The sequence below is a fragment of the Cupriavidus sp. CPT47-8839-RL05A genome, from assembly GCF_058792255.1.
The window spans coordinates 61,457-76,677 of sequence record NZ_JBYTEG010000012.1 but is presented as its reverse complement, the minus strand read 5'-3'; the positions used below and the strand labels follow the sequence as shown (position 1 = coordinate 76,677).

At 67.3% G+C, this 15,221-nt stretch carries 16 protein-coding genes; 3 read left to right on the top strand and 13 right to left on the bottom strand.

Annotated elements, in window-relative coordinates:
• Positions 1–51: 51 nt before the first annotated feature.
• Positions 52–540 carry a winged helix-turn-helix transcriptional regulator gene (locus AC3WVS_RS16420; protein WP_492319514.1) on the bottom strand — a complete coding sequence of 163 codons (489 nt, stop codon included), beginning with the start codon at positions 538–540 and terminating at the stop codon, positions 52–54.
• A 122-nt stretch (positions 541–662) separates the two neighbouring features.
• Between AC3WVS_RS16420 and AC3WVS_RS16415 the strand changes: the two genes are divergently transcribed.
• Positions 663–2,141: an efflux transporter outer membrane subunit gene (locus AC3WVS_RS16415; RefSeq protein ID WP_492319513.1), complete on the top strand. Its 1,479-nt coding sequence runs from the start codon at positions 663–665 to the stop codon at positions 2,139–2,141.
• A 16-nt stretch (positions 2,142–2,157) separates the two neighbouring features.
• Here AC3WVS_RS16415 and AC3WVS_RS16410 read toward each other — a convergent pair whose 3' ends face one another.
• The 3 genes from AC3WVS_RS16410 to AC3WVS_RS16400 form a co-directional block, all read right to left on the bottom strand.
• On the bottom strand, positions 2,158–3,462 hold the full coding sequence (locus tag AC3WVS_RS16410; RefSeq protein WP_492319512.1) for a sensor histidine kinase: 1,305 nt from the start codon (positions 3,460–3,462) through the stop codon (positions 2,158–2,160).
• Positions 3,459–4,202 carry a response regulator gene (locus AC3WVS_RS16405; protein ID WP_492319511.1) on the bottom strand — a complete coding sequence of 248 codons (744 nt, stop codon included), beginning with the start codon at positions 4,200–4,202 and terminating at the stop codon, positions 3,459–3,461. The genes AC3WVS_RS16410 and AC3WVS_RS16405 overlap by 4 nt, the downstream gene beginning before the upstream one ends.
• Before the next feature lie 147 nt (positions 4,203–4,349).
• Positions 4,350–5,060: an SDR family NAD(P)-dependent oxidoreductase gene (locus AC3WVS_RS16400; RefSeq protein WP_492319510.1), complete on the bottom strand. Its 711-nt coding sequence runs from the start codon at positions 5,058–5,060 to the stop codon at positions 4,350–4,352.
• A gap of 290 nt (positions 5,061–5,350) precedes the next feature.
• Between AC3WVS_RS16400 and AC3WVS_RS16395 the strand changes: the two genes are divergently transcribed.
• Positions 5,351–6,262: a LysR family transcriptional regulator gene (locus AC3WVS_RS16395; protein ID WP_492319509.1), complete on the top strand. Its 912-nt coding sequence runs from the start codon at positions 5,351–5,353 to the stop codon at positions 6,260–6,262.
• A gap of 15 nt (positions 6,263–6,277) precedes the next feature.
• Here AC3WVS_RS16395 and AC3WVS_RS16390 read toward each other — a convergent pair whose 3' ends face one another.
• Positions 6,278–6,742 carry a RidA family protein gene (locus AC3WVS_RS16390; protein ID WP_492319508.1) on the bottom strand — a complete coding sequence of 155 codons (465 nt, stop codon included), beginning with the start codon at positions 6,740–6,742 and terminating at the stop codon, positions 6,278–6,280.
• Between the two features lie 149 nt (positions 6,743–6,891).
• A complete protein-coding gene (locus tag AC3WVS_RS16385; RefSeq protein ID WP_492319507.1) occupies positions 6,892–7,842 on the bottom strand; it encodes a GlxA family transcriptional regulator in 951 nt (316 codons plus the stop codon).
• Positions 7,843–7,984: 142 nt separating this feature from the next.
• Here AC3WVS_RS16385 and AC3WVS_RS16380 point away from each other — a divergent pair, with 142 nt between their 5' ends.
• Positions 7,985–8,788, top strand: coding sequence for an SDR family NAD(P)-dependent oxidoreductase (locus tag AC3WVS_RS16380; RefSeq protein WP_492319506.1), 804 nt, complete (start codon positions 7,985–7,987; stop codon positions 8,786–8,788).
• Between the two features lie 53 nt (positions 8,789–8,841).
• On the opposite strand, the gene AC3WVS_RS16375 is transcribed toward AC3WVS_RS16380, so the two are convergent.
• The 7 genes from AC3WVS_RS16375 to AC3WVS_RS16345 all read right to left on the bottom strand — a co-directional run bounded on the left by AC3WVS_RS16375 (position 8,842) and on the right by AC3WVS_RS16345 (position 15,200).
• Positions 8,842–9,876 (bottom strand): LacI family DNA-binding transcriptional regulator, encoded by a 1,035-nt coding sequence (locus AC3WVS_RS16375; RefSeq protein ID WP_492319505.1) that lies wholly within the window; start codon positions 9,874–9,876, stop codon positions 8,842–8,844.
• A 92-nt stretch (positions 9,877–9,968) separates the two neighbouring features.
• The gene (locus tag AC3WVS_RS16370; RefSeq protein ID WP_492319504.1) at positions 9,969–10,952 is read right to left on the bottom strand and encodes a tripartite tricarboxylate transporter substrate binding protein; all 984 of its coding nucleotides are present in this window, start codon (positions 10,950–10,952) and stop codon (positions 9,969–9,971) included.
• Positions 10,953–10,968: 16 nt separating this feature from the next.
• Positions 10,969–12,072: a porin gene (locus AC3WVS_RS16365; RefSeq protein WP_492319503.1), complete on the bottom strand. Its 1,104-nt coding sequence runs from the start codon at positions 12,070–12,072 to the stop codon at positions 10,969–10,971.
• 85 nt (positions 12,073–12,157) lie between these two features.
• The gene (locus tag AC3WVS_RS16360) at positions 12,158–12,499 is read right to left on the bottom strand and encodes a cupin domain-containing protein (RefSeq protein WP_492319502.1); all 342 of its coding nucleotides are present in this window, start codon (positions 12,497–12,499) and stop codon (positions 12,158–12,160) included.
• Positions 12,496–13,473, bottom strand: a complete 978-nt coding sequence (locus AC3WVS_RS16355) for a quinone oxidoreductase family protein (protein ID WP_492319501.1) — start codon at positions 13,471–13,473, stop codon at positions 12,496–12,498. The genes AC3WVS_RS16360 and AC3WVS_RS16355 overlap by 4 nt, the downstream gene beginning before the upstream one ends.
• A 41-nt stretch (positions 13,474–13,514) precedes the next feature.
• Positions 13,515–14,399, bottom strand: a complete 885-nt coding sequence (locus tag AC3WVS_RS16350; RefSeq protein ID WP_492319500.1) for a beta-keto acid cleavage family enzyme — start codon at positions 14,397–14,399, stop codon at positions 13,515–13,517.
• A gap of 51 nt (positions 14,400–14,450) precedes the next feature.
• Entirely contained in the window at positions 14,451–15,200 is a 750-nt protein-coding gene (locus AC3WVS_RS16345) for an SDR family NAD(P)-dependent oxidoreductase (protein WP_492319499.1), read from the bottom strand.
• Between the last annotated feature and the right edge of the window lie 21 nt (positions 15,201–15,221).

The following is a 15,221-nucleotide window of genomic DNA, read 5'->3' as shown; positions in this document are numbered from 1 at the left end:
GCTTACCCCGCCTGCGAGGCGGAATAGGTGGAGGGTTCGGGAGAGTTCGGGTCAGGCCTCGGCCGAGCGGTTCAGCCGTCGCCGCAGGCCGTCGGTAGCCGCCGGGCCGGGAGCGATGTGGAAATCGGGGTCGGTGACAGGGCGGCCGCTGGCGGCATCGACCAGTACCGGCTCGACACGCTCGCCGGTAAGCCGGTTGGCCAGCTGCACGCTTTCGCCTTCGGGCGCGAGATGCTTGTTGCCCCAGGCCAGCATGGCCAGCAAGACCGGGCGGAAGTCGTTGCCGCGCTCGGTCAGGACGTACTCCGAGCGCGGCGGGCGGTCGCAGTACGGGCGCCGCACCAGCATGCCCTCCTCCACCAGCGAGTTCAGGCGGCGGGTCAGCATGTTGGGCGCGATGCCCAGGTTGTGCTGGAACTCGTCAAAGCGCGTCACACCGTAGAACGCTTCGCGCAGGATCAGGACGCTCCAGCTGTCGGCGACGCGGGCCAGCGTGCGAGCGACGGGGCACGGGGTTTTAGCAAGCGGCTTTCTCTGCATGACGGGCTTCCTCCGAAAATGGGGTTGCTATCAATTTGAAAGTTAGTCTAGAGTAGTAACTATCATCATGCAAGTTAGTTTTTGGCTTGTGCTTTATCCGTCGCTGTTGAAAGGTGTCCGTCATGCCCCAAAGTCGATTCCATCCCCCGCTCCGACGCACCCGCGCCGGTATCGCACGCCTCCTGCCCACCCTGCTTGCGGCCAGCGCCGCGGCCACCCTGGTGGCCTGCGCGGTCGGCCCCGAGTACCAAACGCCGGCCTCGGACATGCCCGCGGCCTATCCGCACGCAGCGGCGCTGGACGCCCGCGAGGCCACGCAGCCGGCGCCGTCACTGGACAGCTGGTGGCTGGCCTTTGACGATCCCGCGCTGACGCGCGTCATCCAGCGCGCGCTGGAGCAGAACCTCGACCTGGCGGCGGCCATTGCGCGGGTCGACCAGGCGCGCGCCGCGGCCAGCCACGCCGGCGCCGAACTGCTGCCGCAGGCATCGTTGTCCGGCAGCGTGGCCAGGCGGCGCCAGTCGCTGGAAGGACCCTTGGGCAGCCTCGGCAAGAACGCGCCGGGCTTTGACCGCAACAAGACGGTGTACAGCGCAGGCGTGGGGGCAAGCTGGGAGATCGACGTGGCCGGCGGCCTGCGGCGCGGTGCCGAGGCCGCCAGCGCGGAGGCCCAGGCCGCGGAAGCCGAGCACATGGGCGTGCGCGTGCTGGTGGCCGCCGAAGCGGCAGATGCCTATTTCCGCGTGCGCGGCGCGCAGCAGCGCATCGCCATCGCGCAACAGCAGGTGCGGACCAATGCCAAGCTGCTCGAGCTGGTTCAGCTGCGCCTGGCTGATGGCATCGGCGCGGAGCGGGAACGGTCCCAGGCGGAAGCACAGCTGGCACAGACCCGCGTGACCATCCCGCCGCTGCAGATCGAGCTGGAGACACAACTGAACCGCCTCGATGTACTGATGGGCGCGCATCCAGGCACCTATGCCGCCGAACTCCTGACGCCGACCGAACGCACCGCCGTGCCGCAGATCACCGTGGCGCAAGGTCCGGCCAACCTGCTGCAACGCCGCCCGGACGTGATTGCCGCGGAGCGCCGGCTGGCGGCATCCAGTGCCCGCATCGGCGTGGCCACTGCCGAGTACTACCCGAAGCTGTCGCTGTCAGCGCTGCTCGGCTTCGAGAGCCTCTCCGCCGGCAAGCTGTTCACCGGGTCCGCCTTCCAGCCCGCCGCGATCGCGGGACTGCGCTGGCGGCTGTTCGACTTCGGCCGGGTGGACGCCGAAGTGGCGCAGGCCAAGGGCGCCAACGCCGAAGCCCTGGCCACCTATCGCAAGGCCATGCTGCGCGCCACCGAGGACGTGGAGAACGCGATCATTACGCTGACCCAGCTGGAGTTGCAGGGCAAGGAGCTGACCGTGGAAGTGGCTGCCCACGCGCGCTCGCGCGGCGCCGCCGAGGACGCCTACAAGGGCGGCGCGGTCAGCCTGTTCGAAGTGCTGGAGGAAGACCGCCTGCTGCTGGCCGCGCGCGACCAGCAGGCACGTGTGGGCGCCGACAATGCGCGCGCGGCAGTGGCAACGTTCCGTGCGCTGGGGGGCGGCTGGTAATGTGGCGGGCGGCGGCTCAACCCACCCTGAGCCGCGCCTCCAGGCCACCGCCCTCGCGATTGCGCAGCGTCAGCGAGCCGCCGATCGCCAGCGCAAGCTGGTGGGCAATCGCCAGGCCCAGGCCGGTGCCGCCGGTCTCCCGGTTGCGCGATGCCTCGAGCCGGACAAACGGCTGCAGCACAGACTCGAGCTGCTCTGCCGGGATGCCGGGCCCGCGGTCGAGCACGCTGATGATCACCGCGCCGCCTTCCTCACGCTGCACGCTCAGCTCCGCCGCGCCGCCGAACTTGAGCGCGTTGTCGGTCAGGTTGGTCAGGATGCGGCGCAAGGCGTGCGGGCGGGTCTCGAGGGTGCCGCCGGCACGCTGCAGGATGGTGACGGCCTTGCCGGTGTCCTGGTAGTCGTAGACCAGGCTCTCGACGAACGACCCGATGTCGATCCGCGACGGCGTCTCGCCATCGCCATGCGTGGCGCGCGCGTAGGCCAGCCCCTCCTTCACCAGCGTCTCGATCTCGTTGAGGTCGTCCACCAGCTTGCGCTTGTCTTCAGAGTCTTCGGTCATTTCGGCGCGCAGCTTCATCCGCGTGATCGGCGTCTGCAGGTCGTGCGAGATCGCGGCCAGGATCTGCACGCGCTCCTCGACAAAGCGGCCAATGCGCTCGCGCATGGCATTGAATGCGCGCGCGGCGCGTACCAGTTCGGTGGGCCCGGTCTCGCCCAGCGGCTGGGTCCTGGCATTCGGGTCGAGCGCGTCGGCGGCATTGGCCAGCGCCACCAGCGGGCGGATCGCCAGGCGCACGGCAAGCCAGCAGCACAGCACCAGCAGCAGCAACTGGATCAGCAGCACATAAGGCAGCCATTGCGCGACCGGGGTCGGCTTCGGATACACGTCGATGGTCAGCGGGCTGCCATCGCTGAGGGTCAGGTGGGCCTGCATGCGCTTGCCCTGGCCGGGGATGGACTCGACCCTGACCGGGAAGCGGCCGCCGCTCGCTTCCATGATCCGGTCGGCAACTTCCGTGGCCTGCGCCGACATCTCCGGCACGCCTGGCAGGCCCGGCCCCAGGATGTACTGGTAATTGCCGCGGTTCACGTGTCGCAGCCACTGCGGGCGCTCCGCCGCGGGCAGGCGGTCCAGGATCGCGATCGAGGTGGAGACGTCGGTCTCCAGGGTGCCGAGCATGACCTGGCGCGCGGTGATGTAGCGCTCGGCAAACAGTACGCCGAACGACAGGCCATGGGCGACGATAAGGCCGGCCAGCAGGATCAGGAACAGCCGCGAGCCCATCGTACGGGGCCAGGGCAAGGCACGGAGATTCACTGCCGTGCCTCCCGGATCTCAACGGGCGTCGAGAAGACATAGCCCTCGCTGCGCACGGTCTTGATGTAGCGGGGCTCGCGCGCATCGTCCCTGAGGTGCTGGCGCAAGCGGCTGACCAGCAGGTCGATCGAGCGTTCGAACATTTCCGCTTCGCGGCCCTGCGTCAGGCTGAGCAGCTGGTCGCGGTTAAGCACGCGCTGCGGATGGTCGACAAAGACGCGCAGCAGCCGGTATTCCGCGCCGCTCAGCGCAACGATGACGCCATCCTGGTCGATCAGGTGGCGCGCCGTGGTGTCCAGCTGCCAGTCGCCAAATGCAAGCAGCTGCCCGGCCTCGGTGATCTGCAGGTTGGGCGGCAGCATCCGGGTGCGCCGCAGCACCGCCTTGATGCGGGCAAGCAGCTCGCGTGCGGCGAAAGGCTTGGCAAGATAGTCGTCTGCGCCCATTTCCAGGCCGACGATGCGGTCGGTCTCGTCGCTGCGCGCGGTCAGCATCAGTACCGGGGTGGCCTTGTGCTTGCCCACCCGCAGTTCTCGGCACAGCACCAGGCCATCGTCGCCCGGCATCATCACATCGAGCACGATCAGGTCGACGCTGTTGACGTCCAGGAACGAGCGCATATGCCGCCCGTCTGGCACCACGGTAACGCGCAAGCCGTTCTTGGTGAGGTAGGTTGAGACCAGTTCGCGAATTTCGCGGTCGTCATCGACGATCAGGATGTGGTCGGTGTGTGCGTCCATCGGCGTCACCTTGGCAGATTGATTGAAAACCGCCAGGCGCGGCGCCGGGCACCGAAAGATTAACGCAATACGGCGCGACGGGTATTCCCCCATCGCGCCGTCGGGAACCACCCGCGGTGCGCCGGCGCGCGCCGCGGGGGTGTCCGCTCAATGCCCTGCGCTCTGGCCGCCGTCTACATGCAGGATCTCGCCGGTGACGAACGGCGCGTTGTCGAGATACAGGACAGCATCGACGATATCGCGCATCTCGCCCATATGACCCACCGGGTGCAGGGCGCCCAGCCCCGCATGGGTTTCGGGCGGATGCATCGGCGACTTGATGATGCCGGGCGAGACAGCATTCGCGCGGATGCCGGTCCTGGCGTACTCGATGGCCAGCGACTTGGTCGCGGCGTTCAGGCCCCCCTTGGTCAGCGAGGCCAGCACCGACGGCACCCCGCTGATCGCATGGTCGACCAGGCTGGTGGTGATGCTGACCACGTGGCCGCTGCGGTGCTTCTCCATTTCGGCGATGGCCAGCTGCGTGATATGGAAGAAGCCCGTCAGGTTGATGCCGGTGGCGGCCGCGTAGTCCTCGTCGGTATAGCTGGTGAACGGCTTGGCGATGAAGATGCCGGCGTTGTTGACCAGGGTGTCGATGCGCCCGAACCTTGCCACGGCTTCGGCGATGACGCGGCGCGCCGTGGACGGATCGGCGATATCGCCGGCGACTGCCAGGATGTCCTGGTCGTCCGACGGCTTGATGGTGCGCGCCGTGGCGACAACGCGATGGCCACGTTCCCGGAACGCCTTGACCAGTTCAGCGCCAATGCCTTGCGATGCGCCCGTGATGACAACGACTTTCTGTGCTGCGCTCATTTTCTTGAACCTCGATGTAGATGGAATCGGCTTGCTTGCCGATCGGGCCGGCGGCTCCGATGGGTTCCAATCTAGGCAATCCGCTTGCGCATTCGAAGACCCTGGCGGCACAAACAGTCTTGCGCCACAAGCATAAATAGAGCGGGACGAATCCTCTGGCGGGAATGGCGTGCGCAGCCTCGCGGTCACTTCGGCGCCAGCCACGGCCCGGACATCGACTTCTGCCGGTGGCGCACATATGATGGATACATCGCTTGATCCGGTGCGGCCTGTGGTCGCAAGCCAAAGACATGAAACGGCAATTCGATGACCTTCAGCTTGGCAGCATCGAGCTGTTCTGCCTGGCCGCGGAACTGGGCAGCTTCACCGCGGCGGCAGTGGCCGCGGGCGTGACGCCGCCCGCAGTCAGCCGCACTGTGCAAAGGCTGGAAGAGCGCCTGGGGGTGCGGCTGTTCGTGCGGACCACGCGGCAGATCCGCCTGACCGACGAAGGCCGGGTGTATTTCGAGCAGAGCCGCGGCGCACTGGCGCAGCTGGTGGACGCGGAGCGGCAGATCAGCGGCCAGCAGGCTGCCCCCGCGGGGCGCTTGCGGATCAGCCTGCCGACCCCTTACGCGCACTATCGCGTGCTGCCGGTGCTGCCGGCATTCCGCGAGCGCTACCCGGAAGTCGAGATCGACGTGCACATCAGCAACCGCAACGTGGACTTCGCCGATGACACCTATGACCTGTCGGTGCGCGGGCGTGCGCCGGACGACTCGAACCTGATCGCGCGCAAGCTGGAAGACGCTGAGCTGGTGGTGGTGGCAACGCCTGGCTATCTGCGGCGTGCCGGCACGCCGCAGTCATTGGAGGACCTGCTCAGGCATGAGTGCATCCAGTTCGAGCGCCCGAGCAGCGGCCGGCGGATCCCATGGACGTTCCAGGTCAACGGCGAGGACACGGATGTCGTGACCACCGGCTCGTATGCGGCGTCAGAAGACATCCTGGGCGGGGCCACGCTGGTGCGCGCCGGCGCGGGCCTGTTCCAGACTTACCGCTTCGTGGTGGAACAGGACCTGCGCGACGGCACGCTGGTGGAGGTGCTGAAGGACTATGGCGGCAGTACGCGCCCCTTTGTGCTGCTATACCCGTCCGCGCGCCACGTCTCGCGCCGGGTACGGGCCTTCGTCGACTTCCTGGTCGAGAAATTCTCGGCGTAACGGCTCACGCTGCGCTTATGCAGACCGGATCTGGGCGATGACCACAAGGATCACGGCCGCATTCGCCGGCTGCTGGAAGTGCGAGGAAATGGTTCGCGCGTGGCCGGCCTTCTCTGCCAGCACCTCGCCAAACAGGTCGGAGGCCCCATCGAGGACCGCCGGCTGCCCGTACCAGCCGGGCGCGCTGGAAATGTGCCCGTCGACGCGGACGATGTGGTCCAGGCGCTCGAAGCCACCCAGATAGGCATCGATCTGCGCCAGCACGTTGAGCGCCGCCAGCTCGGCGGCACGCTTGCCCTGCCCGACATCCAGGTCCTTGCCGACCTGGCCTTGCCAGACCACCTTGCCATCCTGCAAGGGCAACTGCCCGGAGATGAACAGCAGGTCGCCGGCCTGGCTGACCGCGGTATAGCTGCCGAGGGGCTGCGGGGGCTGCGGCAGCACCAGGCCGCGCGCTGCGAGTCGTTCTTGCACAGACATGCTGGCTCCAATCAGGTGGGGGTCATGCGACCAACTCTATGTGCGCGCCGGCCTGGGATAAAGGTATGGCGCGGAACAGGAATTGGTACCTGGGGTAACAAGTCGGATGTCCGGCCAGCTTGCATGCCTCTGTACCGCCACGGCCGCCCCTACGCAGTCTGCAATTCGTCGCCGCGCGCCATGCGCCGGATCGCCTGCGGCGGTTGGCCGAAGGCCCGCAGGAAGGCACGCCGCATGCGCTCGCGATCGCCGAAGCCGGTATCCCGCGCCACCACATCGATGGCATGGCGGCCGCTTTCCATCATCAGCCTGGCCGCCTCCACGCGCAGGTGCTCCACTGCCTTGGCGGGGGTCTGCCCGGTCTCGTCACGGAATGCGCGCGCGAACTGCCGCGGGCTCAGGTGCGCCGCATCCGCCAGTTGTTCTACCGAGAGTTCCTGTTGCAGGTTCTGCCGCGCGAAATCCAGCGCGGCACGAATGCGGTCCGAGCGCGGTTCCAGGTCCAGCAGTGCCGAGAACTGTGACTGCCCGCCGGCGCGCCGGTGATACACGACCAGCAACTTCGCCACATCGCGCGCAACCGCAGCGCCCGCGTCCTTCTCCACTAGCGCCAGCGCCAGGTCGATGCAGGCCGACATCCCGGCCGAGGTCCAGACCGGGCCATCGATGATGAAGATGCGGTCCTCTTCCACGCCGACGTTCGGGAAGCGCCGCCGCAACTGCTCCGCGTAATACCAGTGCGTGGTGGCGCGGCGGCCATCCAGCACCCCGGCCTCCGCCAGGTTGAAGGCACCGGTGCAGGTGGCACCGATGCGCCGCGACGTCCGCGCCGCTCGTTGCAGGAACTTCACCAGCGCGGGCGGCGTGGGCAGCACGTCGTTGTCTCCCACCACCAGCACGGTATCGAAGCGGCGCTTGCCAAACGGCTCGGTATTGACGGAAAAGCCACCGGAGCTCAACACGGGTCCGCCATGCTCGGACAACAGGTGGACCTTGTACAGCGGCTCTCCAAGCGAGCGGTTGGCGAACTCCAGCACCGTCGAGACAGCGAGGTTCAGTGCCTGGAAGCCGGGATAGAGGGCAAGGGCCACGTGATGCATCTCGGACTCCTCATGGCAGAAAAGGTGGCATCTATGACATTGGCGTCATGGCCATTGTGCTCCTAATCTTGGTTTCACGCAGCCGGCCGGTCCAGGCCGACCGCTACGGACATCCTCTTCCCACTGAATCTGGAGCTTTGACATGACCACGCACAACCATTCCGGCACCGCCCTCATCACCGGTGCTTCGTCCGGCATCGGCGCCATCTATGCGGAGCGCCTGGCGCGCAGGGGCCACGACCTGATCCTGGTGGCGCGCAACCGCGCGCGGCTGGAAGCACTGGCCCGCCGGATTACCGACGATACCGGCCGCTCGGTCGAGATCGTGACCGCTGACCTTGGCCAGGCCGCCGAAGTGCGACGCATCGAAGAGATCCTGCGCACCGATGCGAGCATCACCACGCTGGTCAACAACGCCGGCTTCGGCGGCGCTGCACCGCTGCTGGATTCGGATGTCGACACCATGCAGGCAATGATCGAGCTCAACGTCACGGCCCTGACCCGGCTCACCTACGCCGCCGCCCCGGCCTTCGTCGCGCGCGGCGAGGGCACGATCATCAATATTGCCTCGATCGTGGCGGTCGCGCCCGAGGTCCTGAACGGTGTCTACGGCGGCTCCAAGGCGTATGTGCTGGCCTTTACCCAGTCGCTGCAGCATGAGCTTGCCGGCAAGGGCGTGCGCATCCAGGCCGTGCTGCCGGGGGCCACCCGCACCGAGTTCTGGGACACCGCCGGCCAGCCGGTCGAGAACCTGCCGCAATCGATGGTCATGAGCGGCGACGACCTGGTCGACGCGGCCCTGGCAGGGCTGGACCAGGGCGAGGTGATTACCGTGCCGTCGTTGCCCGAGGTGGCCCACTGGCACACGTTCGAGGCAGCACGCGCCGCGCTCGGCCCCAATCTTTCGCGTGACCAGCCCGCTGCCCGGTACGGCGTTGCCCGGTAACTGCGTGCGCCGACGGCGCCCGCGCCTGACACCCCACATCGCCGCGATTCACTCTATTCCATTGCGCGCGGCGCAGCCGTGGAACCCCGCACGATCAGCTGCGGCGTCAGTTGCACGGTGACGGCATCGGAAGCTGGCATGTCGATCTTCCTGAGCAGGAGCCGCGCTGCTTCCTCGCCCATTTCATGGACGGCAATGCGCACGGTGGTCAGCGGCGGCGTCAGGGCGTCGGCGAAAGGCATGTCGTTGTGGCCCACCACCGAGACGTCATCGGGGCAACGCATGCCGTGCTCGCGCAGGTAGTCGTAGCAGCCCATCGCCACCAGGTCATTGCCGGCGGCAATGGCGGTCACCTGCGGGAAGGCCGCGAAGAGCTGCTCGCATGCGAGCCGGCCGGCCTCGCGCGAATAGCTGGCGGCTTCCATGACTTGCCATTCCCCGCGGCGCAGGCGGTGGCGCTTGACCGCCTGAAGGAAGCCCTCGCGACGCAGGAAGCCGGTCGACAGCGTGGCGGGTCCGGCAATATGCCCGATGCGGCGGTGGCCCAGGCCGACCAGGTGGTCGACCGTCTGCCGCATGGCCAGCAGGTTGTCGCTCACCACGCAGGACACCCGGCCCGTGTCGTCGCCCCGGTTGACCGTGACCACGGGGATATGCTGCTTGAGGCAGTAGGCGAGTATCGGATCGTCCCGTTCCGCGGTGGCAAGCACCAGTCCTTCGACTTGCCGGCCGATCATCTGGTCGATGACAAAGCGCTGCCGGCTTTTGTCGGTACCGGCATTGACCACGATCGGCACGTAGCCCTGCTGCGCCAGCACCGATTCGATTCCGGCCAGGATAGGCGGAAACACCGGGTTGGAAATATCGGGCAGTACCACGCCCACCAGTCCCGAACGCTGGGTGCGCAGCCCCGCCGCGATGCGGTTGGGGCGGAAGCCGCGCGCCTCGGCAACCTCCAGGATGCGGGCCGCCACGTCCTCAGCCACCAGGTGCCGCGTGGCCGGGTTCATCACTCGCGAGATGGTCGAGTAATGCACGTCGATCTCGGCAGCCAGGTCTTTCAGGGTGAGGCGCTTGCGCTCGGGCATGACGGCAGTTGGCGGGGCGGCAGCCCGGGGAGGGTTGGAAAACACCATTCTAAGCCAGCCCCGCGCCGCCGCCGCACACCTGCCGGGTGCCGCTACTGCCCCGCTTGCACGCCGGATTGCCTGACCACCGGCGCCAGCTTGCCGATCTCCGCCTGGATATAGGCAGCAAACTCCTGCGGCGACGAGCGCTTTGGCTCCGCCCCCTGGGCGGCCAGGCGCTCGCGCACATCCGGCGCGGCCAAGGCCTTGCCGATCTCGGCATTGAGCGCATCGACGATTTCCTTGGGGGTGCCGGCGGGCGCCAGCACGCCGAACCAGGAGTCGAACGCGTAGCCGGGGAAGCCGGACTCCGCCACCGTGGGAATCTCCGGCAGCGCGCTGACGCGCCTGGCCGTGGTGACCGCCAGCGCCCGCAGCTTGCCTTGCCTGACGAACGGCATGGCCGATACGCTGGGCGCGAACATCATGTCGCCCCGGCCAGCCATGACGTCGGTCAGCGCTTCGCCCGTGCCCTTGTACGGGATATGGACGATGTCGATGCCGGCCTGCATCTTGAACATCTCGCCGCTCAGGTGGGTTGAGCTGCCGGAACCCGCCGAGTCGAAGTTCAGCGCGCCTGGCGTCGCCTTGGCGGCGTTGACGACGTCCCGCACCGACTTGTACTTGCTGGCGGCATTGACCACCAGCACATTGGGGACCGTGGCCACCAGCGAGACCGGCGCGAAGTCCTTCACCGTGTCATACGAGAGCTTGGGATACAGCGTGGCGTTGATGGCGTGCCCGACCGAAACCAGGATCAGCGTGTAGCCGTCCGGCGCCGCCTTGGCCACGCCGGTGGCGCCCAGGGTGCCGCCGGCGCCGGGGCGGTTGTCGACAATCACCTGGTAGCTGCCGCCCTCGCCCATCTTGCTGCCGATGATGCGCGCCAGGATGTCGGTGGCGCTGCCCGCCGAGAACGGCACCACCAGCCGGATCGGCTTGCCGGGATATTGCGGCTGCGCGTGGGCGGCGGGTGCGGCCGCCAGCATGAGCGATGACGCCAGCGCCAGCACCGTGCCTTGGATGGATCGGATCATTCTGTGTCTCCTCACATCAGAAGAAGTGCCGCATGCCAAGCGCGACCGTCTGCGGGTCAGCACCCGCGCTCACGCCCAGTTCATTGATGGCAAAGTCGTAGATCGCATTGCGCTTGTTGTTGATGCGGCTGTAGTACGCATACAGCGCAGTGCGCTTGGACAGCGGATAGTCGTAGCCGACCGTGACCTGCGTGGCGCCCGTTTCCGCGCCGCTGCGGAAGAAGCCCACGGTCTCGGTCGCGTTGCCCGCGCCATTGCTGGCAAGGCCAAAGCCGACGCGCACGCTGCCCGGCCCGAGCTTCTGCACCAGCGAGGCGTAGTACCCGTTGCGGGTCAGGTCGCCGGTCGCGGTGCGGTAGTGGAGCCGTTCATAGAGCAGCGCCACCGTGGTGGTGGGGAACTTGTACGAAACGCCCGCCTTCATCGCATCGTCGTTGCGGCCGGCGGTCTGGTAGTGCTGGTGGACTTCATAGGCCAGCACCACATTGAGCGGTCCGTTGTCGTAGGCGGCCGAGAACGAATACAAGCCGGGATTGCGCGGTACGGTGGTCTTCTCCTCGTTCACGCCCCACGCCGCGGCCCCGCTGAAGCCGGCGAACGACGGCGACTTGTAAACAATGATGTTCTTCTGCCGGCGGTCGAACGAGCTGGTGTCCTGCACATTGTCGGAACTGGAGGTGGAGCCGTTGCCGATCAGCGCCATATAGCCGGCGGTGGTCGGATAGTACGGATCGTAGGCGGTGGTCGATTCGGTGTACGGGGTCTGCCAATGCCCCAGGAACAGCGTGCCGGCATCGCCCTGCAACCCCACCCGCGTATTGCGCCCGGCCACCTGGCCCTGGCCGGTATCGAGCGAAAAATTGCTTTCGATCTGCCAGATGGCTTTCAGGCTGCCGCCCAGGCCTTCTTCGCCGCGCATGCCGAAGACCGAGCGGTTGTTGGTCAGGCGCCCCACGCCGCCAAGGCGGGTGCCGTCGGTCGCGGTGTTGGCATAGGAATACTCCAGTGCCGTATTGATGCGCCCGTACAGCGTCACGGCTGACTGCGCGCAGGCCTCGCCGCCACAGGCTGCGGCCATGGCCAGCATGAGCAGATGGCTGCGCTTTCCGATGGATTTCATTTGTCTCCCCTGGTTTGTCGTGGTTGTTGTGGCCGGGCCGTCTGCCCGATTTTTTTGCAATCGTTTGCAGTCCGGCCCGAGAAAATCAGCGCTTGGGATACGGCATCGCCAGCAGCAGCATCGCCGGCCGATTGCCCGGGTTCGACACCTGCCGCGCTTCGCCCGGCGCCAGGCGCACGGAATCGAACTGGCCCAGCGTCACGCGCTCGTCGGGCGTGGCGATGCAGACTTCGCCTTCCAGCACGACGTAGTGCTTTTCCACGGGCGAGGCATCCATCGACGTATGGCCGCCCGGCAGCAGCACCGAGACCCCCATCCACAAGGCTTCGGACGGTCCCGCTTCATGCCCTTGCAGGCGCAGGCAATGCATGCCTTCGTGGTTGGCCGGGAAATAGGCCGGCGCCTGTGCGAACCGGGTCGTGTTCATGGCTTCAGCACCACGCGTTCGGTCGCGCCCTGCAGGACCGCCCGGTAGGCCTCCTTGGCATCGGAGAGCGCATAGGTGTAGTCGGAAAGGACCGGGAACGGCCGCAGCGCACCCGAGGCAAACATCGGTGCGAGCTGGTCAAGGATGCCCGCGCACGCGTTGCTGTCCAGCGCAAGGGTGTCGACGCCCACATAGGTGTGCTGGCCACGATAGAAGGCGAAGATGTCGAACGGCACCGGCTTCTCGATGGTCGAGATGAAGATCTGCGCCGCGCCAATCGCCATGGCCTGGTTGGCCTGTTCGAAGTAGGGGCTTCCCACTGTGTTGTAGACGATGTCCGCACCGTGCCCGTCGGTCTCTTCGCGCACCACCGCGGCAATGGATTCGCTGCTGGCATCGATCATGCGCACGTCGCCGCTGGCATGGCCACGATACGCCTCCGCGGTGCGCTCCACGGCAAAGACGCGCGCGCCGAGCGCAGTGGCGATCTGGATCGTTGCCTGCCCCACCTTGCCATTGCCGCCACACACCAGCACGGTGCTGCCAGCCTGCGGCATGCCCGCGCGGCGCAGCCCTTCATAGGCGGTAATGAACGGCACACCCACGGCGCCGGCTTCCAGCAGCGACACCGACGCCGGCTTGGCGCGCACGGCGCTGGCCTGGATGCGCAGGTACTTGCCATGCGTGCCGTCGCGGCGGATGCCGAGTTCGCCGCCGCTGCCCCAGACCTGCTGGCCCAGCAGTTCGGAGGGACCGTCGACCACCAGGCCTGCATAGTCGCGGCCTGGCGTGCGCGGCCAGACCGCATGCGGCATCAGGCCGAGCGTTGCCTTCACGTCGCTCGGGTTCACGCCGGCGCTGGCCACTTCGATGATGACCTGACCCGCCGCCGCTTCCGGGCGCGGCACGCCGAGCAGCTCGAGCTGCAGGGCATCGATATTGGCGGCTTTCTCGCTGACTCGAATGGTGTTCATGGTGCTTCCTTCCTCAAATATTTCGTTCGGTATGGCCGGGATCAGGCCTCGCGCAGGCCAAGCGTGCGCCGGGCCTCGGCCGCCGAGGCAACCTCGCCGCCAAGCGACCTGACGATGTCGCGCGCCTTGGCGACCAGCGCGGCGTTGCTCGGCGCCAGCACGCCCTTCTCCAGATAGATGTTGTCTTCCATGCCGACGCGCACGTGTCCGCCTGCGAGCCATGCCTGGGCCACGATCGGGAACTCCGCGCGGCCGATGCCGAAGGCCGACCAGTGGGCGCCGGCGGGCAGCATGTTGCGCGCGTAGAAGATGGTTTCCGGCGTGGGCGCAAAGCCGTACTTCACGCCAAGCACCAGGGTCCACAGGCCGGGGCCGTCCAGCACACCCTCACGGATGAAGTCGAGCGCCATGTTGAGGTCGCCGGAATCGAAGATCTCCAGCTCGGGCATGACGCCGGCCGCGCGGATCACGCCGGCCATCTTGCGTACGTTGGTGGGCGTGTTGATGACCACGTCGCCACCGGAGTTCATGGTGTTCAGGTCGAGCGAGCAGACGTCCGGGCGCAGCGCCGCGATGTGTTCGACGCGCTTCGCGGGATGCAGCAGCGTGGTGCCCGGCGCCGCCACGCGCGGCTCGTCCTCGCTCGGCACGAAGCGGCCGCCGGGTCCGGTGGTGAGGTTGATGATCAGCGAGCGGTTGCGCTTGCGGATGCGGTCGATGACATCGGCGTAGTAGTCGAGCGACATCGACGGCCGTCCGGTTTCGGGGTCGCGCACGTGGATGTGGGCGGCAGCTGCGCCGGCCTCGGCGGCTTCCAGCGCGGCGTCGGCAATCTGGGCCGGCGTCACCGGCAAGCCGGGGTGCTGCTCCGGGGTGACGATATTGCCGGTCACCGCGCAGGTGATGATGGTCTTGCGTGCGTGCATGAGCGAAGGTCAGTGGTGGAAATGTGGTTGGGTGGACATGCGGGGCCTGGCCTATCCGAGCTGGCGGCCGCCGTCCACGACGATGGTGGTGCCGGTGGCAAAGCGCAGTGAGGTCGCGCAGGCCGCGATGGCATCGGCCACGTCCTGTGCCTGGCCAACACGTTTTAGCGGCGTCGACCTGGCGGCGCGCTCGTTGAAACCGCTGTCGCGTCCCGGCACGAAAGCGGTATCGACCACGCCTGGTGAAACGTTCAGCACGCGGATTTGCGGCGCCAGCGCGCGCCCGAGCGACATCGCCATGACATCGAGCCCGGCCTTGGCAGCGCAGTACGCAACGTTGCTGCCCTGCCCCGTACGGCCGGCGATGGACCCGACATTGACCACCAGCCCGTCGCCATTGGCGCGCAGGTGCGGCGCGAACGCACGGATCGCGGCAAACTGCCCGCGCCAGTTGACGGCAAACAGTTCATCGATCAGCGCATCGTCCAGCGCGTCCAGGTCGGCGTGCGGGATCGCCCGCGTAAAGCCTGCGGTGTTCACCAGGATATCGACGCGGCCGTAGTGATGGATGACCTCGTCGGCCAGCGCGCGCAGCGAGGCGCTGTCGGCAACCTCGGCCACGGCGGCAAGATGGTTGCCGGCCGGCAAGGCCGCCGCGGCACTGGCCGCCTTGTCGGCGTCGCGCCCGGTCAGCACCACGCTCGCGCCAAGGCGCGCCAGCGTTTCACCGGCGGCAAAGCCGATCGCACCGGTGCCGCCGAGGATCACGGCCACCTTGCCGGAAAGAGAATTAGCACTCATGGTTCTTTTGGGAATGGGTCA

What these genes read in the sequence shown, in the direction of transcription:
- AC3WVS_RS16420 (WP_492319514.1), bottom strand. Translation starts at nt 540, where the DNA reads ATGCAGAGAAAGCCGCTTGCTAAAACCCCGTGCCCCGTCGCTCGCACG.
- AC3WVS_RS16415 (WP_492319513.1), top strand. Translation starts at nt 663, where the DNA reads ATGCCCCAAAGTCGATTCCATCCCCCGCTCCGACGCACCCGCGCCGGT.
- AC3WVS_RS16405 (WP_492319511.1), bottom strand. Translation starts at nt 4,202, where the DNA reads ATGGACGCACACACCGACCACATCCTGATCGTCGATGACGACCGCGAA.
- AC3WVS_RS16400 (WP_492319510.1), bottom strand. Translation starts at nt 5,060, where the DNA reads ATGAGCGCAGCACAGAAAGTCGTTGTCATCACGGGCGCATCGCAAGGC.
- AC3WVS_RS16395 (WP_492319509.1), top strand. Translation starts at nt 5,351, where the DNA reads ATGAAACGGCAATTCGATGACCTTCAGCTTGGCAGCATCGAGCTGTTC.
- AC3WVS_RS16390 (WP_492319508.1), bottom strand. Translation starts at nt 6,742, where the DNA reads ATGTCTGTGCAAGAACGACTCGCAGCGCGCGGCCTGGTGCTGCCGCAG.
- AC3WVS_RS16385 (WP_492319507.1), bottom strand. Translation starts at nt 7,842, where the DNA reads ATGCATCACGTGGCCCTTGCCCTCTATCCCGGCTTCCAGGCACTGAAC.
- AC3WVS_RS16380 (WP_492319506.1), top strand. Translation starts at nt 7,985, where the DNA reads ATGACCACGCACAACCATTCCGGCACCGCCCTCATCACCGGTGCTTCG.
- AC3WVS_RS16375 (WP_492319505.1), bottom strand. Translation starts at nt 9,876, where the DNA reads ATGCCCGAGCGCAAGCGCCTCACCCTGAAAGACCTGGCTGCCGAGATC.
- AC3WVS_RS16370 (WP_492319504.1), bottom strand. Translation starts at nt 10,952, where the DNA reads ATGATCCGATCCATCCAAGGCACGGTGCTGGCGCTGGCGTCATCGCTC.
- AC3WVS_RS16365 (WP_492319503.1), bottom strand. Translation starts at nt 12,072, where the DNA reads ATGAAATCCATCGGAAAGCGCAGCCATCTGCTCATGCTGGCCATGGCC.
- AC3WVS_RS16360 (WP_492319502.1), bottom strand. Translation starts at nt 12,499, where the DNA reads ATGAACACGACCCGGTTCGCACAGGCGCCGGCCTATTTCCCGGCCAAC.
- AC3WVS_RS16355 (WP_492319501.1), bottom strand. Translation starts at nt 13,473, where the DNA reads ATGAACACCATTCGAGTCAGCGAGAAAGCCGCCAATATCGATGCCCTG.
- AC3WVS_RS16350 (WP_492319500.1), bottom strand. Translation starts at nt 14,399, where the DNA reads ATGCACGCACGCAAGACCATCATCACCTGCGCGGTGACCGGCAATATC.
- AC3WVS_RS16345 (WP_492319499.1), bottom strand. Translation starts at nt 15,200, where the DNA reads ATGAGTGCTAATTCTCTTTCCGGCAAGGTGGCCGTGATCCTCGGCGGC.